The sequence below is a fragment of the Pseudomonas sp. MHK4 genome (assembly GCF_054600775.1).
In genome coordinates this window covers 229,864-252,783 of the sequence record NZ_BAAIAK010000008.1, presented here as the reverse complement: position 1 = coordinate 252,783, position 22,920 = coordinate 229,864, and the positions used below count along the sequence as shown (strand labels likewise).

The 22,920-nt window shown below is 62.7% G+C and carries 27 protein-coding genes; 15 read left to right on the top strand and 12 right to left on the bottom strand.

Features of this window, described 5'->3' with window-relative positions; all coding sequences use genetic code 11:
- Positions 1-231 precede the first annotated feature (231 nt).
- Positions 232-1,116: a sugar nucleotide-binding protein gene (locus ACYP2Q_RS21075; protein ID WP_046815894.1), complete on the top strand. Its 885-nt coding sequence runs from the start codon at positions 232-234 to the stop codon at positions 1,114-1,116.
- Positions 1,109-2,038 carry an NAD-dependent epimerase/dehydratase family protein gene (locus ACYP2Q_RS21070; RefSeq protein WP_459732291.1) on the top strand — a complete coding sequence of 310 codons (930 nt, stop codon included), beginning with the start codon at positions 1,109-1,111 and terminating at the stop codon, positions 2,036-2,038. Before ACYP2Q_RS21075 ends, ACYP2Q_RS21070 begins: the two co-directional genes overlap by 8 nt.
- A 91-nt stretch (positions 2,039-2,129) precedes the next feature.
- On the opposite strand, the gene ACYP2Q_RS21065 is transcribed toward ACYP2Q_RS21070, so the two are convergent.
- From ACYP2Q_RS21065 to ACYP2Q_RS21045, 5 genes are all read right to left on the bottom strand, one after another.
- Positions 2,130-2,828, bottom strand: a complete 699-nt coding sequence (locus ACYP2Q_RS21065) for an OmpW/AlkL family protein (RefSeq protein ID WP_459732290.1) — start codon at positions 2,826-2,828, stop codon at positions 2,130-2,132.
- 222 nt (positions 2,829-3,050) lie between these two features.
- A complete protein-coding gene (locus ACYP2Q_RS21060; protein ID WP_459732288.1) occupies positions 3,051-3,569 on the bottom strand; it encodes a DUF3299 domain-containing protein in 519 nt (172 codons plus the stop codon).
- Between the two features lie 10 nt (positions 3,570-3,579).
- On the bottom strand, positions 3,580-4,845 hold the full coding sequence (locus ACYP2Q_RS21055; protein ID WP_459732287.1) for an ABC transporter permease: 1,266 nt from the start codon (positions 4,843-4,845) through the stop codon (positions 3,580-3,582).
- Position 4,846: 1 nt separating this feature from the next.
- The gene (locus ACYP2Q_RS21050; protein ID WP_274074407.1) at positions 4,847-5,557 is read right to left on the bottom strand and encodes an ABC transporter ATP-binding protein; all 711 of its coding nucleotides are present in this window, start codon (positions 5,555-5,557) and stop codon (positions 4,847-4,849) included.
- A 42-nt stretch (positions 5,558-5,599) separates the two neighbouring features.
- Positions 5,600-6,160, bottom strand: a complete 561-nt coding sequence (locus tag ACYP2Q_RS21045) for a DUF2796 domain-containing protein (protein WP_459732286.1) — start codon at positions 6,158-6,160, stop codon at positions 5,600-5,602.
- Positions 6,161-6,295: 135 nt separating this feature from the next.
- Between ACYP2Q_RS21045 and ACYP2Q_RS21040 the strand changes: the two genes are divergently transcribed.
- Positions 6,296-6,634, top strand: coding sequence for a hypothetical protein (locus ACYP2Q_RS21040; RefSeq protein ID WP_459732285.1), 339 nt, complete (start codon positions 6,296-6,298; stop codon positions 6,632-6,634).
- Positions 6,635-6,738: 104 nt separating this feature from the next.
- Here the strand turns inward: ACYP2Q_RS21040 and trxA are convergent, their stop codons facing one another.
- The 3 genes from trxA to ACYP2Q_RS21025 form a co-directional block, all read right to left on the bottom strand.
- Positions 6,739-7,611, bottom strand: coding sequence for a thioredoxin (trxA, locus tag ACYP2Q_RS21035; RefSeq protein ID WP_459732284.1), 873 nt, complete (start codon positions 7,609-7,611; stop codon positions 6,739-6,741).
- Between the two features lie 130 nt (positions 7,612-7,741).
- Entirely contained in the window at positions 7,742-8,398 is a 657-nt protein-coding gene (locus tag ACYP2Q_RS21030) for a class I SAM-dependent methyltransferase (protein ID WP_459732283.1), read from the bottom strand.
- Entirely contained in the window at positions 8,395-8,856 is a 462-nt protein-coding gene (locus ACYP2Q_RS21025) for a YbaY family lipoprotein (protein WP_459732282.1), read from the bottom strand. Before ACYP2Q_RS21025 ends, ACYP2Q_RS21030 begins: the two co-directional genes overlap by 4 nt.
- Positions 8,857-8,974: 118 nt before the next feature.
- Between ACYP2Q_RS21025 and nrdR the strand changes: the two genes are divergently transcribed.
- From nrdR to ACYP2Q_RS20965, 12 genes are all read left to right on the top strand, one after another.
- Positions 8,975-9,439, top strand: coding sequence for a transcriptional regulator NrdR (nrdR, locus tag ACYP2Q_RS21020; RefSeq protein WP_003228656.1), 465 nt, complete (start codon positions 8,975-8,977; stop codon positions 9,437-9,439).
- A complete protein-coding gene (gene ribD, locus ACYP2Q_RS21015) occupies positions 9,436-10,569 on the top strand; it encodes a bifunctional diaminohydroxyphosphoribosylaminopyrimidine deaminase/5-amino-6-(5-phosphoribosylamino)uracil reductase RibD (RefSeq protein ID WP_459732281.1) in 1,134 nt (377 codons plus the stop codon). Before nrdR ends, ribD begins: the two co-directional genes overlap by 4 nt.
- A 47-nt stretch (positions 10,570-10,616) precedes the next feature.
- A complete protein-coding gene (locus ACYP2Q_RS21010; protein ID WP_459732280.1) occupies positions 10,617-11,282 on the top strand; it encodes a riboflavin synthase in 666 nt (221 codons plus the stop codon).
- A 30-nt stretch (positions 11,283-11,312) separates the two neighbouring features.
- Positions 11,313-12,404, top strand: a complete 1,092-nt coding sequence (gene ribBA / locus ACYP2Q_RS21005) for a bifunctional 3,4-dihydroxy-2-butanone-4-phosphate synthase/GTP cyclohydrolase II (RefSeq protein WP_459732279.1) — start codon at positions 11,313-11,315, stop codon at positions 12,402-12,404.
- Positions 12,405-12,495: 91 nt separating this feature from the next.
- A complete protein-coding gene (ribH, locus tag ACYP2Q_RS21000) occupies positions 12,496-12,972 on the top strand; it encodes a 6,7-dimethyl-8-ribityllumazine synthase (protein ID WP_003228649.1) in 477 nt (158 codons plus the stop codon).
- Positions 12,969-13,469 (top strand): transcription antitermination factor NusB, encoded by a 501-nt coding sequence (nusB, locus tag ACYP2Q_RS20995; protein ID WP_008053839.1) that lies wholly within the window; start codon positions 12,969-12,971, stop codon positions 13,467-13,469. Before ribH ends, nusB begins: the two co-directional genes overlap by 4 nt.
- A 17-nt stretch (positions 13,470-13,486) precedes the next feature.
- A complete protein-coding gene (gene thiL / locus ACYP2Q_RS20990; RefSeq protein ID WP_459732278.1) occupies positions 13,487-14,452 on the top strand; it encodes a thiamine-phosphate kinase in 966 nt (321 codons plus the stop codon).
- On the top strand, positions 14,449-14,952 hold the full coding sequence (locus tag ACYP2Q_RS20985; protein ID WP_008059518.1) for a phosphatidylglycerophosphatase A family protein: 504 nt from the start codon (positions 14,449-14,451) through the stop codon (positions 14,950-14,952). The genes thiL and ACYP2Q_RS20985 overlap by 4 nt, the downstream gene beginning before the upstream one ends.
- A gap of 24 nt (positions 14,953-14,976) precedes the next feature.
- Positions 14,977-15,732 carry a substrate-binding periplasmic protein gene (locus tag ACYP2Q_RS20980; protein WP_459732277.1) on the top strand — a complete coding sequence of 252 codons (756 nt, stop codon included), beginning with the start codon at positions 14,977-14,979 and terminating at the stop codon, positions 15,730-15,732.
- Positions 15,733-15,841: 109 nt separating this feature from the next.
- Positions 15,842-16,459: a GTP cyclohydrolase II gene (gene ribA / locus ACYP2Q_RS20975; RefSeq protein ID WP_459732276.1), complete on the top strand. Its 618-nt coding sequence runs from the start codon at positions 15,842-15,844 to the stop codon at positions 16,457-16,459.
- Positions 16,456-16,875, top strand: coding sequence for an MFS transporter (locus ACYP2Q_RS20970; protein ID WP_459732275.1), 420 nt, complete (start codon positions 16,456-16,458; stop codon positions 16,873-16,875). Before ribA ends, ACYP2Q_RS20970 begins: the two co-directional genes overlap by 4 nt.
- On the top strand, positions 16,875-17,675 hold the full coding sequence (locus tag ACYP2Q_RS20965; protein ID WP_459732274.1) for a cobalamin-binding protein: 801 nt from the start codon (positions 16,875-16,877) through the stop codon (positions 17,673-17,675). The genes ACYP2Q_RS20970 and ACYP2Q_RS20965 overlap by 1 nt, the downstream gene beginning before the upstream one ends.
- Before the next feature lie 112 nt (positions 17,676-17,787).
- On the opposite strand, the gene ACYP2Q_RS20960 is transcribed toward ACYP2Q_RS20965, so the two are convergent.
- The 4 genes from ACYP2Q_RS20960 to ACYP2Q_RS20945 form a co-directional block, all read right to left on the bottom strand.
- Positions 17,788-19,671 (bottom strand): TonB-dependent receptor domain-containing protein, encoded by a 1,884-nt coding sequence (locus tag ACYP2Q_RS20960; protein WP_459732273.1) that lies wholly within the window; start codon positions 19,669-19,671, stop codon positions 17,788-17,790.
- Positions 19,672-19,789: 118 nt separating this feature from the next.
- Complete coding sequence (gene dxs, locus ACYP2Q_RS20955) at positions 19,790-21,688, bottom strand: 1-deoxy-D-xylulose-5-phosphate synthase (protein ID WP_459732272.1); 1,899 nt, start codon at positions 21,686-21,688, stop codon at positions 19,790-19,792.
- A gap of 91 nt (positions 21,689-21,779) precedes the next feature.
- Positions 21,780-22,667, bottom strand: a complete 888-nt coding sequence (gene ispA, locus ACYP2Q_RS20950) for a (2E,6E)-farnesyl diphosphate synthase (RefSeq protein ID WP_459732271.1) — start codon at positions 22,665-22,667, stop codon at positions 21,780-21,782.
- Positions 22,664-22,906, bottom strand: a complete 243-nt coding sequence (locus ACYP2Q_RS20945) for an exodeoxyribonuclease VII small subunit (RefSeq protein WP_007894317.1) — start codon at positions 22,904-22,906, stop codon at positions 22,664-22,666. Before ACYP2Q_RS20945 ends, ispA begins: the two co-directional genes overlap by 4 nt.
- Positions 22,907-22,920 lie beyond the last annotated feature (14 nt).

The following is a 22,920-nucleotide window of genomic DNA, read 5'->3' as shown; positions in this document are numbered from 1 at the left end:
CGCAGGCAAGCCCGCTCCTACAATGGGCCGGTGTACGTAAATCCATTGTGGTGCGAGCCTGCTCGCGAAGAGGCCAGTAGCAGCACCACAAATCCCGCACATCTACACTTTACGGATGACGGTTGCGCACTAAACCCGCAAAATGCAACGATTCCGGCAACTATCGATGACATCGCCCGCGGGCGCTGTCGATAAAACCATTGTTCCAATCAGACTGGGCCTGCTGACTCTATGCGAATGCGCCTTATGTTACTGGGCGGCGGAAATGCCCTTGGGCAGGCGCTGATTCGCCTCGGTGCGGAGGAAGACATCGGTTTCCTCGCCCCCCGCCCACCCCAAGACGGCTGGGATGCCGCGAGCCTGACTCAACTGCTCGACGACACCCGCCCGGACGCGTTGATCAACCTCGCCTACTACTTCGACTGGTTCCAGGCGGAGACGGTCAGCGAACAGCGCCTGGCCGGGCAGGAGCGGGCGATCGAGCGCCTGGCTGAACTGTGCCAGCATCATAACATCGTCCTGGTGCAGCCCTCGAGCTACCGCGTGTTCGACGGCTCCCGGGCGACCGCCTACAGCGAAAAAGACGAACCGCTGCCGCTGGGCCTGCGTGGCCAGGCCTTGTGGCGGATCGAGCAAAGCGTGCGCGCCACCTGCCCGCAACACGTGCTGTTGCGTTTCGGCTGGCTGCTCGATGACAGTCCCGACGGCACGCTCGGGCGGTTCCTCGGTCGCGCCGAGCAACCCGAGGAACTGCTTCTGGCCGACGACCGCCGGGGCAATCCGACTCCGGTGGACGACGCGGCACGGGTGATCATTTCGGTGCTCAAGCAACTCGACTGCAGCGCGCCGCTGTGGGGCACCTACCACTACGCCGGGCATGAGGCGACCACGCCGCTGGCCCTGGGCCAGGCGATTCTCACCGAAGCCCGCGCCTTGCACCCGCTGGCCATCGAAGCGCCGACCGCCCAGGCCCACGCCGCGCGCCCGGACGCCGCGGAAGAACCGCAACACGCGGTGCTGGCCTGCAAGAAAATTCTGCACACCTTCGGAATCAAGCCACGCGCCTGGCGTGCGGCCCTTCCGAGCCTTCTGGACAGGTTCTATCGTCATGGCTGATCGCCCCGTTCTGATTACCGGGGGTGCCGGTTTCATTGGCTCCCATCTCACCGACGCCTTGCTCGCCAAGGGCTATTCGGTAAGGATTCTCGACGATCTGTCCACCGGTAAACCCGGCAATCTGCCGCTGGACAATCCCAAGGTCGAGCTGATCGTCGGCGACGTAGCCGATGCCGCCCTGGTCGCCCGTACGATGGCCGGTTGCAGCGCCGTGGCGCACCTGGCGGCAGTGGCGTCGGTACAGGCGTCGGTGGACGACCCAGTGAAAACCCACCAGAGCAACTTCATCGGCTCGCTGAATGTCTGCGAAGCCATGCGCCAGTCGGGCGTCAAGCGCGTGCTGTTCGCCTCCAGCGCGGCGGTGTATGGCAACAATGGCGAGGGCGAGTCAATCGATGAAGACACGCCCAAGGCGCCGTTGACGCCCTACGCGGTGGACAAGCTGGCGAGCGAGCAGTACTTCGATTTCTACCGGCGCGAGCATGGGCTGGAACCGGTGATTTTCCGCTTCTTCAACATCTTCGGCCCACGCCAGGACCCGTCCTCGCCGTATTCCGGGGTGATCAGCATTTTCAGCGAGCGCGCGCACAAAGGCTTGCCGATCACCGTGTTTGGCGACGGCGAGCAGACGCGGGACTTTCTCTACGTCGAGGATCTGGTCGATTTGCTGGTGCAGGCCATCGAGAAACCCCAGGTGGAAGAGGGCGCGGTCAACGTCGGCTGGAACCAGGCGACCAGTCTCAAGCAGATGCTTGCGGCCCTTGAGGTCGTGGTTGGCCAGCTGCCACCGGTGAGCTACGGCCCCGCGCGCTCAGGTGACATTCGGCATTCCCGGGCTAACAACCGGCGTCTGCTGGAGCGCTTCCGGGCGCCCGAGCCGACACCGTTGAGCGTCGGGCTGGCACGGTTGCTGGGACAATAGAAAAAGGCGCCGGTTGAGGCGCCTTTTTTTTGTTGCTGATCATTCCCGTCCACAGAGCATGGGAACGACCCATCCACCACCACGTGAATACTTAGAACTTGTAACCCAGACCGACCATGTAGATGAACGGATCGACATCCACGTTCACCCGTGCCCGGGTGCCCGGTGCCACGGCATCGTTTTCCACGGTCGCGCGGGTATCGATGTCGATGTAGCGCACTTGGGCGTTGATCATCACATTGTCGGTCAGCATGTAATCCGCACCGACCTGGAACGCCATGCCCCAGGAGTTTTCTGCCTTGAAGTTGCTGAAGCCGTTGGCCTGGGCTTGGCTGCCGACATGCTCGTCGTAGATCCAGGTGTAATTGATACCGGCGCCGAGGTACGGCTGGAAGTCGGATTTGGCATCCAGCGGGTAGTACACCACGCTGAGGGTAGGTGGCAGGTGTTTCAGCGTACCGAGTTTGCCGTTGGCTGCACTCAAGGCGGTGCCCTTGAGTTTGACGTCATGCTCGAACGGCGTGGCCGCGAGCAACTCGATCCCCCAGTTGTTGGTGATCATGTAGGCAACGTTCAGACCCAGTTGCGTGTCGCTGCTCATGGTCGCCTTGCCACCCAGGTCGGCGCCGCTCAGCGGACCCTGATCGACCTTGACCGTGGAACTGTCGGCCTCCGGGTTGACGGTAATCGCACCGGCACGAAGGATGATGTCACCGGCTTCGTGGGCGTGGGCGAACGGGGCTGCAAGCGCCAGCGCTACCAGCGAGGCACCGAGCAAGGACTTGTTCATGGGGGGCTCCAGAGGACGTTAAAATTCTTCGATGTCCAATGGTAAGGCGGCTAACGATTCGGTCTTTTGACTCAGCTCAATGAAATCGTGATGGGTTTGGTATTTGTGGTGTTTTCGATGGCCTCATCGCCAGCAGGCTGGCTCCCACAGGGACAGGCGATTCCTTGTGGGAGCTAGCCTGCTGGCGATGACTATCGACCAAACAACACACGACCACCGGATTCACTCCGGTAATTCATACAGGTAGATCTTGTCCGCCTCCATCTGGTACCCGGCATCCGCCAACTCACTGGTGGACGACTTGACCTGCATCGCCCCCTCGATCCAGTACGGCTGATACAGCTCGTCGAGCTTCACGCCGACTGCGCTTTTGACATGCACGATCTGGTTCGACGGCGGTGGCGGCACGTGGATGCAGGCGCCGAAATACGGCACCAGCAGAAAGTCCGTGGTACGACCTTCTTCACTCACTTCCAGCGGCACGATGTAGCCCGGCAAACGAATGTTCTGCCCGTCGAGGGCCTTGACCACCGGGGCGTTGGGCATGTCCTGCTTCGCCGCTGGTGCCGATTCGGCGGCCAGTGCATCGCTGATCTTCGACAGGTCGTGCAGCGGCGTCATGTTCGGCACTTCTGGCGCCGCATCCGGCGGAATCATTTCCGACCAGGTCAGCTCTTTCGGCTGGGCCGCCCACAACGGCAGGGCGACCAACATCAACAGCGCAAAGACAGCGCGGGGCATTTCAACGTCCTCATAAACGGATCGACAGGCCATCGGCCAGGGATTGGCGATAGGCGCGCCAGGCTGGCACGCTGCCCATCAGCAACGCAGCGATCAGGATGCCACCGAGTAGCGTCCATTCATATTCACTCGGCCACGCCAGCGGCAGAAACAGGCCGTAATTGGCTTGCACGTAACCCTGGGCCGCCGCGATACCAACGTAAAGCAATGCCACGCCGGCCGCCACACCGGCCAACGCCAGGGCAAACGCCTCCAGCACCAGCAGCGTCGCGACGTGCCACGGCCGCGCGCCCACCGACCGCAGGATCGCCATCTCCCGCCGGCGTTCGTTGAGACTGGTGAGAATCGCCGTGAGCATGCCGATCAACCCGGTCAGCACCACGAACAGCGACACCACGAACAACGCTTTTTCCGCAGTGCTCATCAAGCTCCATAGCTCTTGCAGCGCCACGCCCGGCAGGATCGCCAGCATCGGTTCGCCGCGGAATTCGTTGATGTCGCGCTGCAGGGCAAAGGTCGAGATCTTGCTGTTGAGGCCGAGCATGAACGCGGTGATCGCCTGGGGTGTCAGGTCCATGTTGCGCGCCTGATCGGCGCTGATCCGCCCGTTGCCACGGGCCGGCACGCCGTTGTGCCAATCGACGTGAATGGCTTCCATACCGCCGAGGCTGATGTGCAGCGTGCGGTCCACCGGGGTGCCGGTGCGCTTGAGGATGCCGACCACGGTGAATGGCTTGTCGTCGTGCTTGACCAGGCTGATCACGGCCACGCCATGGGCCAGCACCAGTTTGTCGCCGAGTTTGTAGTGCAGCGCGTCCGCGACTTCGGCACCGAGCACCACTTCGAAGGGGTCGGTGGCGAAGGCACGGCCCTCGGCCAGTTCCAGGTGTTGCTGGCGGCCGTACTGATAGTGTTCGAAATACGCCTCGGTGGTGCCCATCACCCGATAGCCGCGATGTGAATCGCCTAGGGACATCGGAATGGCCCACTTCACTTTCGGGTTGCTGGCGAAGTGTTCGAAACTGTCCCAGCGGATGTTGTTGGTGGCGTTGCCGATGCGAAATACCGAGTACAGCAGCAGGTTGACCGAACCGGAACGCGCGCCGACGATCAGGTCGGTGCCGCTGATGGTGCTGGCGAAACTGGCCTTGGCCTCGGTGCGCACCCGCTCCACGGCCAGCAGCAGGCACACCGACAGGGCGATGGCGAACGCGGTGAGGATCGCGGTGAAACGGCGGTTAGCCAGGCTGGCCATGGCTAAACGAAACAGATACATCTCAGACCTCGGACGGGGTGGCGGCGCGATTGAGCTCGGCCAGCGACAGGTTGCGATCGAACAGCGGCGCCAGGCTCTGGTCATGGCTGACGAACAGCAGGCTTGAGCCGGCCTCGCGGCATTCGGCGAACAGCAGGCGAATGAAGTTCTCCCGGGCGTCGTAGTCCAGGGCCGAGGTCGGCTCGTCGGCGATCACCAGTTCCGGCTGGCCGATCAGCGCGCGCGCGGCGGCCACTCTTTGCTGCTGCCCGATGGACAGGGAGTCGGCGCGGCGCGCGAGGATGTTGTCATCCTTCAAGCCCAGATGGGCGAGCAGGGTGGCGGCTGCCTGGTCGATGCTGCCGTGGCGCTGTTTCGCCCGCTCGGCGCGCAGTTTCGAGAAGTGGCAGGGCAGTTCGACGTTCTCGCGCACAGACAGAAACGGCAGCAGGTTGAACTGCTGGAAGATGTAGCCGGTGTGATCGACACGAAAGTGATCGCGGGCACCGGCCGAGAGTTCGGTCAGCTCCTGGCCGAGCAGGCGAATGCTGCCACGATCGGGCTTTTGCACACCGCCGAGCAGGCCCAGCAGGGTGGTCTTGCCGCTGCCGCTGGGGCCCTTGAGGAACAGGGTTTCCCCAGGTGAAAGGCGAAACGCCGGGATATCCAGCAAGGGCGGATGACCGGGCCAACTGAAGCCCAGGTCGGACAATTCGATGAGTGCTTGGGTCATGGTGCCGATTTCATGAACATTGATGACCTGTAGGAGGTAGATTCAGAATTTGAGGGAGGCAGCCGTGGCCGTCACTTCAACCCCTTGCTGCCCGTTCGGGCCGATCAGTTGTACTTCAATTTTCTGAGTTGCCGGGAAGCTGTTGAAGATATTCGCCAGATCCAGAGTCTTCAGCGCGCTCGGCGTGGCGCAGGTGAATTGATAACGGGCGTGGATCTCGCTGTGTTCATGGTGGTGTTCATCGGCGGCCTCTGGCGTGTCGCCAAACAACGGGCTTTCCAGCTCCTGGTTTTCCACCATACAACCCGCGGCCTTCGGCAGGCTGAACAGCGCCAGCGGTTGCTCGAGTCGAGCTCGGGCCGCAGTAACCTTGGCTTTGTCGACGTCGGTCGCGGCGACGTGCTCGAAACCCACCAGGTTCATCGCCGGACTGTCCAGCTCCAGCGCCAGGGTTTGGCCGTCCAGCGCCGCGTTCAGGCGAGCGACACCGTGCTCGTGCGCGCCAAGGCTGCCGTGTTCATGGTCGTGATCATGTTCGTCGGCGGCGTGGGCGACAGCCAGCGGCAACAAGGCAAACGGCAGGGCGAGAAGCAGGTGACGCATGGCGAGTCTCCGAAAGACAAGATGAAAAAAATGTTATGTAATCTTATAACATGATGCGCAGAGTGTGACTGCCTGCTTGGCGTTGCACAAGCCCCATGGGAGCATGGGTGCGAAGAATTGTTCGGGAGCTGACTCATGTTGCGAATTCGCGGAAGCATCGGCGACTGGCCGGTGGACTTGACGCTGGAGATGGATGAAGCCGATTGGGCGCGGCTGGGCGCGCAGTTAAAAGTGGAAAAGACCGAGGTCAGTGCACCAGCGGCGAAACCACTGAATCAGGACGATGCGCTGTGGCAGGTTGCCCGGGATTTGCTGCGCAAGGCGGGGCAATTGAGCGGGCCGGATCTGCTCGATCAACTGGAAGGGCTGACCGGCAGCGCGGCGGCGGGCAAGCGCCTGTTGGTACGCTTGCGGCACAGCCCGGATGTGAAGGTGGAGAGCGGCGCAGATACGCCGATTTACCGCTGGCTGTAGGAGCGAGCATGCTCGCGATGGACGTGATGCCTGGCGCGTTTCTACAGACAGTACGCGTCATCGTTGACGCCCATCGCGAGCATGCTCGCTCCTACAGGGGCTTGTTAATACAACGCGGCGAATAACTTGCGGCGGTAAGTGGTCACCAGCGGATGGTCATTACCCAGCAACTCGAACACCTGCAGCAAGGTCTTGTGCGCCAACCCTTCGCTGTAGCTGCGATTGCGGATGAACAGCTTGAGCAGTCCATCCAGCGCCGCGTCGTATTGCTGGCGGGCCAGTTGTTGAACGGCCAGTTGGTAGACCGCTTCATCGTCCTGCGCGTTTTTCGCCAGGCGTGCCTTCAGGTCGGCGGCATCCGGCAAGTCCTTGGCCTGGCCGAGGAACTTGATCTGCGCCTTGGCGCCGGCCAGGGCAGCCTTGTGTTCATCGTTCTTGACCGCGTCGAGCACGGCTTGCGCTTCGCCCAGCTCACCCCGCTCGGTGAGGCAGCGGGCGTAAAGAATCAGCGCCTTGGCGTTGGTGTTGTCTTCGCCCAGCAGTACTTTGAGCAGGGCTTCGGCATCGGCGAAGCGGCTGTCGTCGAACAAGGCCTGGGCCTGTTCGAACGGATCGGCGGCGGCCGGTGGCGGCATTTGCACATGGGGCTCGAGCAGCGCGCGCACGGCCGACTCCGGCTGTGCACCGGCAAAACCATCGACCGGCTGGCCATCCTTGAACAGCACCACGGTCGGCAGGCTGCGAATACCGAAGCGGGCGACGATGTCCTGTTCAAGGTCGCAGTTGACCTTGGCCAGCAGCAGCTCGCCCTGATAGCTCTCGGCAATGGTCTGCAGCATCGGCATCAGCACCTTGCAGGGCGCACACCATTCGGCCCAGAAATCCACCAGCACCGGTTTGTGGAAGGAATTCTCGATCACCGACTGGTCGAAATCGGCAGTCGTGGCGTCGAAGATATACGGCGTTTGCTGACTCATGGGCAATCTCTTGGAAGCGTGAATGTGCTCACTATAAGGTCTGGCGCAAAAGATCGCAGCCTGCGGCAGCTCCTACAGGTAAACCGCATCCCCTGTGGGAGCTACCGAAGGCCGCGATCTTTTGGCGGCTTCAGCCGCGCCGCGCGTGGTAGAGGCTCACATGCCGAAACTCTTGCGGCTCGGCCAGGTCCGGCAGGGTCATGGCTTCGAGCATTTCAATGCGCCGGTACAACGGATGACAAAAATCCCGCACCCGCGAATCCGCAACCAGCGCTTCCCGACCGCGACTGAGGAATTCATCCAGCAACGGCAGGTTCGCCCGGTCATACAGTACGTCCGCCACCAAAATCAGATCAAAGCGATCGGCCTCGGCAAAAAAATCCGTCGAGTAATCAAGCTGCACGTTATTGAGCTCGGCATTCGCCCGACAGGCGGCAATCGCCAGCGGATCCAGGTCACAAGCCACTACCTCCAGCGCACCGGCCTTCACCGCGGCAATCCCTGCGACTCCGGAGCCAGCACCGAAATCCAGCACCCGTTTGCCCTCGACCCAGTGCCGATTCTCGGCGAGGTAGCGAGCCACGGCCAGCCCGCTGGCCCAGCAGAAACTCCAGTACGGCGGATCATGCAGAATCCGCCGGGTTTCTTCCGGGCTGAACGCGCGGTCCATGTTGTCGCCATCGATCAGCCACAACTTCAAGTCGGTCCCTGGTAATTCACAGGCGACCAGGCGCGCATCGCCCAGCAGTTCACCCAAGGCCTGTTGCAGGTCGTGCGGTGCACTCATGGTGCTTTGACAAACTGCAGCTGGCCCAGGGCCTGGGTGGTCGGCTGGGAAATCCGCTGTGACGGCAGATGCAGGATCAACTGGCCGGACTGGCTGGCGCGGCCACGCAGTTCTACACGGGCACCGGCCGGGAACGAGTCCGGGTTGAAGCGCAAGTGAAACGGCAGCACCTGGTTGTTGCCGATCAGGCTCGAACTGGCCAGCAATTGCTGTGGACGGTCTTTATCGTCGATCACCAGCAGCGCCAGCTCCACTTCAGCACCTGCTGGCACACCTTGCAGCGTACCGCTCAGTTCGCGCTGATACGCCGGCAGCGGGCCGAGGTTCGCCGATTCCCGGGCTTTCTTCTGCGCTTGTTCCGGTGCAGGGCCTGATGGCGGCTGCGGCTGGGGTGCATCGCTGCTGCAGGCGACCAACAGACTGAAAAAACTGAGCAAAACGAGTGGTCTCAGGGACATTTGCGGCTCCGGCAACACGTGATCCATATATAGCCAATCTGTATACCGCAAACCCTATGGCTTGTCTTGCCACCGGGATGCGCTACCATGGCCCTCCCTTTTTTTGTTGCCTGCCACCATGCACTGTCCCTTCTGCGGTGCCAACGACACCAAGGTCATCGACTCGCGTCTGGTCGCCGAGGGCGAACAGGTGCGCCGCCGGCGTGAATGCCTGGCCTGCGGCGAGCGTTTCACGACGTTCGAAACCGCTGAACTGGTGTTGCCGCGCCTGATCAAAACCGACGGTAGTCGCCAGCCGTTCGACGAAGAAAAACTCCGCGCCGGCATGCAGCGTGCGCTGGAAAAGCGCCCGGTGAGTGTCGAGCGCCTCGAATCGTCGCTGGTGCACATCAAACACAAACTGCGCGCCACCGGCGAACGCGAGGTCAAGTCCCTCGTGGTCGGTGAGCTGGTGATGGCCGAGCTGCAAAAGCTCGACGAAGTCGCCTACATCCGCTTCGCCTCGGTGTATCGCCGCTTCCAGGACCTCAATGAGTTCCGCGAAGAGATCGATCGCCTGGCCCGGGAACCGGTGAAAGAATGACCACCTCCGCCGAACTTGCCATCCTCGACGCCCATTACATGGCCCGTGCCCTGGAACTGGCGCGCAAAGGTCATTACACGACCCACCCGAACCCGCGAGTCGGCTGCGTGATCGTGCGCGACGGGCAGATCGTCGGCGAAGGCTGGCACGAACGCGCCGGGGAGCCCCACGCCGAAGTCCACGCCTTGCGCGCCGCCGGTGAGCTGGCCCGGGGCGCGACCGCTTACGTGACCCTCGAACCCTGCAGTCACCACGGTCGCACGCCACCGTGCGCCGACGCGTTGGTCAATGCCGGTGTGGCGCGGGTCGTGGCGGCGATGCAGGACCCGAACCCGGAAGTGGCCGGTCGTGGTCTGCAACGCCTGGCCGAGGCCGGTATCGCCACGATGAGTGGGGTGCTGGAAGGCGAGGCGCGCAAGCTCAATCAGGGCTTCCTCAAACGTATGGAACAGGGCTTGCCGTTCGTGCGGGTCAAGCTGGCCATGAGCCTGGACGGTCGCACGGCGATGGAAAGCGGCGAAAGCCAATGGATCACCGGGCCCGCGGCGCGTTCGGCGGTGCAACGCCTGCGTGCCCAGGCCAGCGTGGTGCTGACCGGTGCCGACACCGTGCTGGCGGACAATGCCCGCCTGACCGTGCGTGCCGACGAACTGGGCCTGGACGCTGCACAAACCGCGCTGGCGATGAGTCGTCCGCCGCTGCGCGTGCTGGTCGACGGGCGTCTGCGGGTACCCCTGGATGCGCCGTTCTTCAAGGCCGGCCCGGCGCTGGTCGCCACCTGTGTCGCGGTGGAAGAGCAATACGCCAATGGCCCGGAATGCTTGATCGTGCCCGGCTATGACGGCCAGGTCGATCTGCGTCAGCTACTGGTCGAGCTCGCCAACCGTGGCGTCAACGAGGTGTTGGTCGAGGCCGGTCCGCGGCTGGCCGGCGCTTTCGCCCAGCTGGGGTTGGTGGACGAGTTCCAGATTTTCATCGCCGGCAAGTTCCTCGGCTCTTGCGCTCGGCCGCTGCTGGATTGGCCGCTTGCGCAAATGAAGGATGCGCCGCAACTCAAGATTACTGAAATTCGCGCGGTGGGCGATGACTGGCGAGTCATTGCCATTCCTTCCCCAACAGCGAGCGTATAATTCTCGGCCATCGTTTCAGCGCTGGCCCTGTTCTCGAGGAGGACTCCATGTTTACCGGCATCATCGAATCCATCGGCAGTATTCGTGCATTGACCCCTAAAGGCGGAGATGTGCGGGTCCACGTCGAAACCGGCAAGCTCGACCTGAGCGACGTCAAGCTGGGCGACAGCATCGCGGTCAACGGCGTGTGCCTGACGGCAGTTGAACTGCCGGGCAACGGCTTTGCGGCTGACGTCAGCCGTGAAACCCTGGACTGCACTGCCATGAACGACCTGAAAAGCGGCAGCCCGGTCAATCTCGAAAAAGCCTTGACCCCGACCACTCGCCTCGGCGGGCATCTGGTCAGCGGTCACGTCGACGGCGTGGGCGAAGTGGTTGCCCGTACCGAGAACGCGCGGGCCGTGGAATTCCGCATTCGCGCGCCGAAGGACCTGGCCAAGTACATCGCCCATAAAGGCTCGATCACCGTCGACGGCACCAGCCTGACCGTGAATGCGGTCGATGGCGCCGAGTTCCTGCTGACCATCATTCCGCACACCCTGAGCGAAACCATCATGGCGTCGTACCAGCCAGGTCGCCGGGTGAACCTGGAGGTGGACTTGCTGGCGCGTTACCTGGAGCGCCTGCTGTTGGGCGACAAGGCCGCAGAGTCGACCGCTGGCAGCACCATTACCGAAAGCTTTCTGGCCCAAAACGGCTACCTCAAATCCTGAGCTCTAATTTCGAAAGAAGGGGGGTGCCTTGTGGCGCTCAATAGCATCGAAGAACTGGTTGAAGACATCCGCCAAGGCAAGATGGTCATCCTCATGGATGACGAAGACCGCGAGAACGAAGGCGACCTGATCATGGCCGCCGAGTGCTGCCAGCCCGAACACATCAACTTCATGGCCAAGCACGCCCGTGGCCTGATCTGCATGCCGATGAGCCGCGAGCGGTGCGAACTGCTCAAGCTGCCGCTGATGGCACCGCGCAACGGCTCCGGCTTCGGCACCAAGTTCACCGTCTCGATCGAAGCGGCCACCGGCGTCACTACCGGCATCTCCGCCGCCGACCGCGCGCGCACCGTGCAAGCGGCAGCCGCCCGTGATGCCAAGGCTGAAGACATCGTCAGCCCGGGCCACATCTTCCCGCTGATGGCCCAGGCCGGCGGCACCCTGGCCCGCGCCGGCCACACCGAAGCCGCATGCGATCTTGCGCGCATGGCCGGTTTCGAGCCGAGCGGGGTGATCTGCGAAGTCATGAACGACGACGGCACCATGTCCCGTCGCGCCGAACTGGAAGCTTTCGCCGCCGAACACAAGATCAAGATCGGCACCATTGCCGACCTGATCCACTACCGGATGATCCACGAACGTACCGTTCAGCGGATTGCCGAGCAGCCTCTGGACAGCGAACTGGGCCAATTCAACCTGGTGACCTATCGTGATTCCGTGGAAGGCGACGTGCACATGGCCCTGACCCTGGGCAACGTGTGCGCCGAAGAACCGACCCTGGTGCGCGTGCACAACATGGACCCGCTGCGCGACCTGCTGATGGTCAAGCAACCGGGCCGCTGGAGCCTGCGCGCCGCCATGTCCGCGGTTGCCGAGGCCGGCAGTGGCGTGGTGCTGTTGCTCGGCCACCCGCTCGATGGCGACGTGTTGCTGGCGCATATCCGCGAAACCGCCGATCACGCGGCCGTGAAAAAACCGACCACCTACAGCACGGTGGGTGCCGGTTCGCAGATCCTGCGCGACCTGGGCGTACGCAAAATGCGCCTGATGTCGGCACCGATGAAATTTAATGCGATATCCGGTTTCGACCTGGAAGTTGTAGAATACGTGCCCTCCGAATAATGACCGGTCGTATCCGGCCCTGTATTCGCGGTTCAAATATCACTGAGGGGCGCGTACGAGACGCGTCCCGGCTCTTTAAGAGATCTATCGAATGACCCTGAAGACCATCGAAGGTACCTTCATCGCCCCTAAAGGCCGCTATGCTCTGGTAGTGGGCCGTTTCAACAGCTTCGTCGTTGAAAGCCTGGTCAGCGGTGCTGTTGATGCCCTGGTTCGCCATGGCGTGAGCGAAAGCGACATCACCATCATCCGCGCCCCTGGCGCCTTCGAAATCCCGCTGGTTGCGCAGAAAGTCGCTCAGAAGGGCGAGTTCGCGGCAATCATCGCCCTGGGCGCGGTCATTCGTGGCGGTACTCCGCACTTCGAATACGTGGCTGGCGAGTGCACCAAGGGCCTGGCCCAGGTGTCCATGGAGTTCGGCGTTCCGGTCGCTTTCGGCGTGCTGACCGTTGATTCCATCGAGCAAGCCATTGAACGTTCCGGCACCAAGGCCGGTAACAAAGGTGCCGAAGCTGCCCTGTCCGCTCTGGAAATGGTCAGCCTGCTGGCGCAGTTGGAGGCCAAGTGATTAGCGACGAAAGCGATCGTTTCAACCCGCGCGATCCAAAACCTGCGGATGCTGGCAAGCCATCGAAAAGCGTCAAGCGTCGCGAAGCCCGTCAGCTCGCGACCCAGGCGCTGTACCAATGGCACATGGCCAAGCAGTCGCTGAACGAGATCGAAGCGCAGTTCCGGGTCGATAACGATTTCACCGATGTCGACGGTGCCTACTTCCGCGAGATCCTGCACGGGGTGCCGCAGTTCAAGACCGAAATCGACACGGCGCTCACGCCTTGCCTGGACTTGACCATCGAAGAGCTGGACCCGGTTGAACTGGCGGTTCTGCGCCTGTCCACCTGGGAGCTGCTCAAGCGCGTCGACGTGCCGTACCGCGTTGTGATCAACGAGGGTATCGAACTGGCCAAGGTCTTCGGTTCCACCGACGGCCACAAGTTCGTCAACGGTGTACTCGACAAGCTGGCCCCACGTCTGCGTGAAGCTGAAGTGAAGGCGTTCAAGCGCTAACAGCGCTTGGATCTGCGATGGGTGAGTTTGAGCTGATCCGCAATTTCTTCGCCGCCGCGCCTTGTGCGCAGGGCGGCGAAGGCGTTGCCCTCGGAATCGGCGACGACTGCGCCTTGCTGGCTGTGCCCCCCGGGGAGCAGTTGGCGATTTCTACCGATACGCTGGTGGCCGGTGTGCATTTCGCCGACCCCTGCGATCCGTTTCTGCTCGGTCAGCGCTCGCTGGCCGTGGCCGTCAGCGACCTGGCCGCCATGGGCGCCACTCCCGTTGCCTTTACCCTTGCCCTGACCTTGCCGACGGTGACTGCCGATTGGTTGCAGGCCTACGCCCGTGGTTTGAACCTCATGGCACAGAACTGCGGCGTGGCGCTGGTGGGCGGCGACACCACCCGCGGCCCCTTGAGCCTGACCATGACCGTGTTCGGTCGGGTGCCGGCCGGCCAGGCCTTGACCCGCAGCGGTGCGCGGCCCGGCGACTTGCTGTGTGTCGGCGGCGAGCTGGGCAATGCCGCTGGCGCCTTGCCGCTGGTGCTCGGTGAGCGTGGCGCTGAAGCCGCCATCGCCGATCCGTTGCTGGCGCATTACTGGTCACCCCAGCCGCAGCTTGGCCTGGGGCAGGCGTTGCGCGGCAAGGCCACTTGCGCCATGGATATCTCCGACGGTCTGCTCGCCGATTGCGGGCATATCGCCCTGGCTTCGAAGGTCGGCGTGCTGATCGAACGGGATCGCTTGCCGCTGTCCAAGGCACTGCTTGCCTTCCTCGGCCAGCCGGGTGCGCAGAGCGCAGCCCTGAGCGGCGGCGACGATTACGTCCTGGCCTTCACCTTACCGTCCGTCGAGTTGCCGCAATTGGTGGCCGATGGCTGGCCGATCCATGTGATTGGGCGGATCGTGGCGGGGCAGGGCGTGACGCTGCTGGACACCGATGGGCATGACATCACCCCGCAAACCCGGGGCTATCAACATTTTCGGGAGACACCGTGACAGATCATCCCAAACAGGTCCCGGCGGAATTCGTCCCGCCATCGGTCTGGCGCAATCCGTGGCATTTCCTGGCGTTCGGCTTCGGCTCGGGCACCTTGCCAAAGGCTCCGGGCACCTGGGGATCGCTGGTTGCGCTACCCTTTATCCCGTTATGGCAGATGTTGCCCGACTGGGGTTACTGGCTGATGCTGGGCATCACCATGCTGTTCGGCTTCTGGCTGTGCGGCAAGGTGGCCGACGATTTGCGGGTACACGACCACGAAGGCATCGTCTGGGACGAGATGGTCGGAATGTGGATCACCCTGTGGCTGGTGCCGGAAGGCTGGCAGTGGTTGTTGGCGGGGTTCCTGATGTTTCGCTTCTTCGATATCCTCAAGCCGTGGCCGATTCACTGGGTTGACCGGCATGTGCATGGAGGCGTCGGCATCATGCTTGATGATGTATTGGCCGGGGTGTTTGCCTGGTTGGCGATGCAGGGGCTGGTATGGATTTTCGCCTGAGGGATTAATTAGGGAGAACTAGGGATGGCTCGACGCTGGTTGGTAGCGATGGTGTTTGCGGTGTTCGGTGCACTTGCCCAGGCGCAGGAGGCATCCACCCCGCCATCCGTGATTCATCTGGCCAGCGAAGACTGGGAAGACTATACCGCTGCCGACGGGCATGGCCTGGGCTGGGACGTATTGCGCAAAGTCTTCGAGCCGGCGGGGGTCAAGCTGGACATCCGCAGCGAGCCCTATGTGCGCTCGCTGGGGTTGGCCGAGCGCGGTGAGGTCGACGCCTGTGTCGGCTCCTACCATGGCGAATCCAGCGATGTGCTCTACCCACGCTGGAACTTCGATACCGACCATATCTATGCACTGGGCTTGGCCAGCATCGCGCAACCGACCCCGCAAACCCTGGGCAATTACCGGTTGGCGTGGGTGCGAGGCTACGATTACCAGGATTATCTGCCCAATATTCGCCGCTACAACGAAGTGCTACGGCGTACCGGCATCGTTTCGATGCTGACGCAAAACCGTGCCGACTTCTACATCGATGCACTGACCGAAGTCGATTGGGTGCTCAGTCGGGCGAAGGACCCTTCCCAGTTCCGCCGCACGCATATCGCCGAATTGCCGCTGTACCTGTGCTTCGCCAAGACCCCGGCGGCCCGCAGCCTGATGGAACTATTCGACCAGCGCATGGCGCAATTGGTGAAAAGCGGTGAGCTCAAGCCGATCTTCGAGCGCTGGAAACAACCCTATCCGTTCGATGAGAATGAGCAGCTATCCGGTCAGTAATCAAACTTTTAGATTGTTATGGCCGATAATTCAGCCTAAGCGTCGGTTGGAACCTGCTGTTACAATGCCGGCCTGCGAATCTTCAGACTTTTAGATCAGGAGCACACAGGTGCCTGTCGTTTTTGTCGCCGCTTCCAAGCTGCCAACGCCTTTTGCGCAATTCATCATGCACGGATTTCTCGATGAGGCCACCGGTCGCGAGCACGTCGTGCTGAGCCTGGGTGAGATCGCCGACGGCGCCCCGGTACTCGGCCGGCTGCACTCCGAATGCCTGACTGGCGATGCCTTGTTCAGCCAGCGTTGCGACTGCGGCTCGCAACTTGAGGCCGCACTGCAAGCAATCGCCCGTGAAGGTCGGGGCGTATTGCTGTACTTGCGCCAGGAAGGCCGTGGCATTGGCCTGCTGAACAAGATCCGTGCCTATGAGCTGCAGGACGGTGGTGCCGACACCGTTGAAGCCAATGAGCGCCTGGGCTTTGCCGCCGACCAGCGTGACTACGCCATGTGCCTGCCGATGCTCGAGCACCTGGGGGTGAAATCCCTGCGCCTGATGACCAACAACCCGCGCAAGGTCAAAGCCTTGACCGACATGGGCATCGTGGTCGCCGAGCGCGTGCCGCTGCACACCGGGCACAATCCGCACAACAAACTCTACCTGGCGACCAAGGCCAGCAAACTCGACCACATGATGGGCAACGAACATCAGGGCGAGGTAGGCCGGGCGTGACCCGCGGCCAGGTGCGGCGGCGACTGTCCGTCAACTGGTGGCAATACCTGGCATTGGCCTTGTTGCCGCTGTTCGTGATCAACGCGGTGTTCGGCCAGAGTGAGGCCATCCTGCCGGTGCTGGCGATGCCCTTGTTCATCGCCGGTGTCGCCTCGATGTTTGTCAGCCTGAAGTTCTTCGGCGGCTACAAACATGCGTTGATCGCCACCCAGAAAGCCCTCGACACCCCTGAAGAACCAAGCGCCTGGATCAGTCTGGCGGCCAAGCGGCGCACGGCGTTCCTCGCCGCAGGCCTGCCGGCGTGGATCGGTGCATTGGCGGTGTTCGTCGGCCTCGAAGCGGTGCCGTTGATGCTGCTGGCGCTGTCTACCGCCGTGCTGTTCTACCTCTACCGTATCCCGCGTCAGCTCGGTTGATGCGTCCTGCCTGGCTGGCAGTGTTGCTGCTGGCCATCAGCGGCTCGGTCGAGGCGGTCGAACGGGTTGTCAGTCTCGCGCCGTCACTTTCCGAAATGGTTGTCGAACTGGGTTCGGCCGACTTGCTGGTCGGCGTGCTGGACGCTGGCGAGCGTCCCGCTGAACTCAAGGATTTGCCCTCCGTGGGCCGTTACGGCCAGCTGGACATGGAGCGGCTGCTCAGCCTCAAGCCCGATTTGCTGCTGCTCTGGCCCGGCAGCGTCGGCCCGGCCCAGCGCGAGCAACTCAAGCGTCTGGGCATCCCGACCTACGTCGCCGAACCCCATGATTTCGAACAACTCACCGCGCAGATCGAGGCGATTGCGTTGCAGCTTGGCCGGCCTGAACGTGGGGCGGCGTTGGCCGGTGGTTTGCGTCAGCGGCTGGCTGAGCTGCGTCAGCGCTATAGGCGCGACCAGCCGTTGCGGGTGTTTTATCAGGTCTGGGACCGGCCGCTGTATACCGTTGGCGGTGGGCAGATCATCAGCGCTGCGCTTGAAGTGTGCGGGGCACGAAACGTGTTCGGCGACCAGGCGCTGCCGGCACCGCAGGTCAGTGTCGAAGCGGTCCTGCAGCGCGATCCCGAGGTAATTCTGGCCGGTGATCAGGCGCAATTGGCTGCGTGGAAGGTGTGGACGCAGGTGGCGGCGGTGCGGCAGGGGCAATTGCGGTTGGTGACGGATAAAGGCCTGGAGCGGCCGAGCGGGCAGATGATCGAGGCAACTGCAACCCTGTGCCAGTCAATCGCCCCCGATCGCTAAGACCGCGGCGTCTGTAATCGCGGGCAAGCCATCCGGTTCAACCGCAAACCTGTAATCAACCACAAAACCTGTGGGAGCGAGCTTGCTCGCGATGGGGCCAGCGCAGACACCATCAGAGCCCAGGCGTCCAAGTCACTCCGAACATCCATGCCCGACCCTCTTCGCGGTACCCGTACTGGCTGCCTTCATGGCTGTACAGCGCTCGGCTGTATCCTTTATCGAGCAGGTTATCGACCTTCAACTCCAGGCTGACCCCGCGGTTAAGTGCCCAACTGCTACGCAATCCCAGCAACCCATAACCACCCAATGGCTGTTGATTGTTCAAGTCATCATAGCTGCTGCTCACGGCTTGCCAGCTGGCACCCAGGCCCAGGCGGTCGAACTGTCGATCCAGATCCCAGCTCAAGGTACGCCGGGCACGACGGGCCAGGGTGTGCCCCGTGTCGCGGTCCCGCGGGTCGATGATCGCCACGCCAAGGTTGCTCTGCCAGCCGAACAACTCCTGTTTCAACGCCGCTTCAAAGCCGTTGATCCGCGCCGAGGCGACGTTTTCCGGTCGTGAGTTGCTGCCGAAGATGATCGCGTCTTCGAGGTCCGTGCGGTACAGCGAAGCTTCCAGGCGACTGTTTTCGGTCAGTTGGCTGCGCCATTGCAGCTCATAGCTTTTCGAGGTTTCGGGTTTCAGGTCCGGGTTGCTGAAATCCGGGTAGTACAGGTCGTTGAAGGTCGGTGCGCGGAAACCTTCGCTGTAGGTCAGCAGCACATCGTTGTCCGGGTTCAGCGGCAGGGTGAAGGTGCCGCTCCAGCTGTTCTGGCCGCCGAACTGCTGGTTCTGGTCGCGGCGCAGGCCCAGCTCGGTGGAGAAACTCTCGGCCTGGTAGCGATGCTGGATAAACGCCGCGCGGTTCCAGCGGCTGTCCTCATCGAACGGTGTGCTGCTGTTGACCCGGTCCTCGTACCAGTCACCGCCGAGGATCAGGCTGTTGTGCTCGTCGAGTGTCAGGTCGTTCTGCCAGTTCACCGAGTCGCGGTAAGTGTTGAACACGCTGCGTTCGTCGCTGAGCTTGTCGAACGTCTTCTCGCGGTTTTCGCTGTGGCCGAATTCGACGCGGGTTTTCCACAAGTCGTTGACCCGTGCGTCGACGTAGCTGCTGACACTGCTCACATCGAATTCGTTGTAGGGCTGCTGCTGGACTGATTCGAAGGTGTTCAGGTCGAAGCGGCCGAACGGATTGTCGAACTCGCTCTTGCCACGGTTATCCAGCAGGTTGGCGCCGATCTCGACGTCGTCGCTGAGGGCGTGACTCAGGCTCAGGCTCAGGGATTTGTTACGGTACGCGTCGTGATCGCCGTCGCTGGGGTAGGACTCATGGGTGCGGTCACTGCCAGCAGTTTCATCGAGGCTGGCGCCGAGGTTGAAACGGGTCTGCTCATCGCCACCGGACAAGCCTATGCTTCGCTCCCAGGTCTGGTTGCTGCCAAAGCCAACATGCAGGCGTGGCTGCAGGCCGGGTTCGCTGCCACGCCGGGTAAAGATCTGGATCACGCCGCCAATCGCATCGCTGCCGTAGATCACTGAACGGGAGCCGCGCAGCACTTCCACGCGCTCGACCTGTTCGATGTTGATGTGTTGCAGGTTGCTGTCGCCGGAGGACGAGTTGCCGATCCGTTGGCCGTCCACCAGCACCAGGCTCTGGGCCGACTGCGTGCCGCGAATGTAGATCCCCGGCAGGCTTGCGCGCCCGCCGGTTTGTGCCACTTGCACCCCCGGTACGCGGCGCAGCAGATCGGTGACGCTGTTCGGTTGCAGCCGGTCGATGTCTTCGCGGGTGAACACCGTGTTGGCGGCGCTGCTGTCGTTGCGTGCTTCAACCTGGCGGTTGGCGCTGATCAGCATGTCGGGCAGCTTCAGGGCCTGGTCGCGTTCGAAGGAGTCGGCCAGCAGGTGTCCGGACGGCAGAAGAGTCAGCGTCAGGGCGAGGCGAGAGAAATTCATGGTCAATTTTTGTGCATCAAGGACGGCGCGGTCCTTGTAGGAGCTGGCTTGCCAGCGAAGCTCTTGGCGTCCTTGAGGGCGCCTTCGCCGGCAAGCCGGCTCCTACAGGGGATGGGGTTTAGGCGTTGAGCAGTTGCAGACGTTCGCGGATCGAGGCTTCGATCCCGGCTTCATCCAGCCCACACTCAGCCAGCATTTGCGCCGGTTTGGCGTGCTCGACGTAAATATCCGGCAAGCCCAGGTGCAGCACCGACTTGAGGATGTTCTCGCGGGCGAGGAACTCACTGACCGCACCACCGGCGCCGCCCATGATGGCGTTTTCTTCGACGGTCACCAGCAGTTCGTGGCTGCCGGCAATTTCTCGAACGAGCGCCTCATCCAGCGGTTTGACGAAACGCATGTCGACCACGGTCGCGTCCAGCGTCTCGGCGACTTTCAGCGCCTCGGCCAGCTGTACGCCGAACACCAGCAGGGCGACCTTGCTGCCCTGGCGGCGAACCACGCCCTTGCCGATTTCGATCGGTTCGAGGTCTTTCTCGATGGTCGCATTCGGACCATTGCCGCGCGGATACCGCACGGCTGCCGGGCCGTTGTACAGATGGCCGGTGGTGAGCATCTTGCGCAGTTCGTTTTCGTCACTCGGGGTCATCACCAGCATGCCGGGGATGCAGCGCAGGAACGACAGGTCGAAGCTGCCCGCATGGGTCGGGCCGTCTTCGCCTACCAGGCCGGCACGATCGATGGCGAACAGGACGTCGAGGTTTTGCACTGCGACGTCGTGCACCAACTGGTCGTAACCGCGCTGCAGGAAGGTCGAGTAGATCGCCACCACCGGCTTCGCGCCTTCGCAGGCCATGCCGGCCGCCAGGGTCACGGCATGTTGCTCGGCAATCGCGACGTCGAAGTAGCGCAGCGGGAAACGCTCGCTGAAGGCCACCAGGTCCGAGCCTTCCTTCATCGCCGGGGTGATCCCGACCAGGCGCGGGTCGGTCGCCGCCATGTCGCACAGCCATTCGCCGAACACGCCGGAGTACTTCGGCCCGCTGGCTTTTTTCGGCGGGTTGGCTGGCGCATCGACAGGTTCGAGCTTGGTGATGGCGTGGTAACCGATCGGGTCGACTTCTGCCGGAGCGAAGCCTTTGCCTTTCTTGGTGACGATATGCAGGAACTGCGGGCCCTTCAGATCACGCATGTTGCGCAGGGTGGCGATCAGGGTGGGCAGGTCGTGGCCGTCGATCGGGCCGATGTAGTTCCAGCCCAGCTCTTCGAACAGCGTGCCGGGCACCAGCATGCCTTTTGCGTATTCTTCGGTGCGACGGGCGATTTCCCAGGCGCCGGGCAGGCGCGACAGCACTTTTTTACTGCCTTCGCGCATGCTCGCGTAGGTGCGGCTGGAAAGGATCTTCGCCAGGTAGTTCGACAAGCCGCCGACGTTGCGCGAGATCGACATGTCATTGTCGTTGAGGATCACCAGCATGTTGGCGTCCACTTCCGGGGCGTGGTTCAGCGCTTCGAACGCCATGCCGGCCGTCAGTGCGCCGTCGCCGATCACGGCAATCGCCTTGCGCTCGCTGTTCTGCAGGCGGGCGGCAATCGCCATGCCCAGGGCTGCGCTGATCGAAGTACTGGAATGGCCGACACCAAAGGTGTCGTACTCGCTCTCGGAGCGGCGCGGGAAGGCGGCAATGCCGTCCTTCTGGCGCAGGGTGCCCATGCGCTCGCGACGACCGGTGAGGATCTTGTGTGGATAAGCCTGATGACCCACGTCCCACACCAGCCGGTCGTCCGGGGTGTCGAAAACGTAATGCAACGCGATGGTCAGCTCGATGACGCCCAGGCCTGCACCGAAATGCCCACCGGTCTGGCCGACCGTGTAGAGCAATTCCAGGCGCAACTCATCGGCCAGGGTTTCCAGCTCGGCTTCGCCTAACCGGCGCAGGCCGTCCGGCGTGTTCGCGCGGTCGAGCAGGGGCGTGGTCGGGCGCTTGCGGGGAATCTCATGGAACGTCGTGGGCATCAGGCGAATCGTTATAGGTATAAAAGATGCGGCAGTTTACCTGATGCATCGGCCCCTGCCCACGCGTTGGTCTTTTTTGGCGGATACGCCGTCAGCTGCGACGCGAGACGATGTAACGGGCCAGCTCGCGCAGGGGCTCGGCAGCCGCGTCAAACGGTCGCAGCGCATGCAGCGCCTGATCGCGCAGTTCCAGGGCGTAGGCCTTGGCGGCGTCGAGGCCGAGCAGTGCCGGGTAAGTCGGCTTGTCTCGGGCAATGTCGGCGCCCTGGCGTTTGCCGAGGGTTTCGGTATCGCTTTCGACGTCGAGAATGTCGTCCTGGACCTGGAATGCCAGGCCGATAGCCTGTGCATAAGTCTGCAGGGACTTGAGTTCGTCCTTCTCGGCACGACCACTGGCCAGGGCGCCGAGCTTGACGCTGGCTTCGATCAGCGCGCCGGTCTTGTGCCGGTGCATGTATTCGAGCGCCTGCTGATCGAGCTTCAGGCCGACCGAGCCAAGGTCGATGGCCTGGCCGCCGACCATGCCCGCCGGGCCTGCCGCCAGTGCCAGCGCACTGACCATTTGCAGGCGTATCTCGGCGTCGGCATTGCTCAGGCGCGGGTCGAGCAGGGCGCTGAACGCCAGGCTCTGCAAACCATCGCCAGCGAGGATCGCGCAGGCTTCATCGAATTTCTTGTGCGTAGTCGGCTGGCCACGACGCAGGTCGTCGTCGTCCATGGCCGGCAAATCGTCGTGCACCAGCGAATATGCGTGGATCAACTCCACCGCGCAGGCCGCGCCGTTGGCTTGCTCGGCCTTTCCGCCCAGGGCTTCGCAGGCAGCGTAGGCCAGCAGCGGGCGCACGCGCTTGCCGCCATTCATCACGCTGTAGCGCATGGCCTCGTACAAACGAGCGAGCTCAGGGCTCGGCGCGATGAACAGGGTTTCCATGGCGGCGTTGACACGGGCCTGGCTGGTCGCCGAATACGCTGCAATCATTCTGGTTGATCCGCGTCGAAGGGTTCCTCGGCCAACTCGCCGTCACGCTCGAGCAGCACCTGGACCTTTTGCTCGGCCTGGGCCAGCGCCGCCTGGCAATCGCGGGTCAGGCCGATGCCTTGCTCGAAAGCGGTCAGCGAGTCTTCCAGCGATAATTCGCCATTCTCCAGACGCTCTACCAGCGTTTGCAGGTCAGCGAGGGATTGTTCGAAATCCAGTGCAGCTTTTTTGCGGGCCATGGCGGCGATTTCCG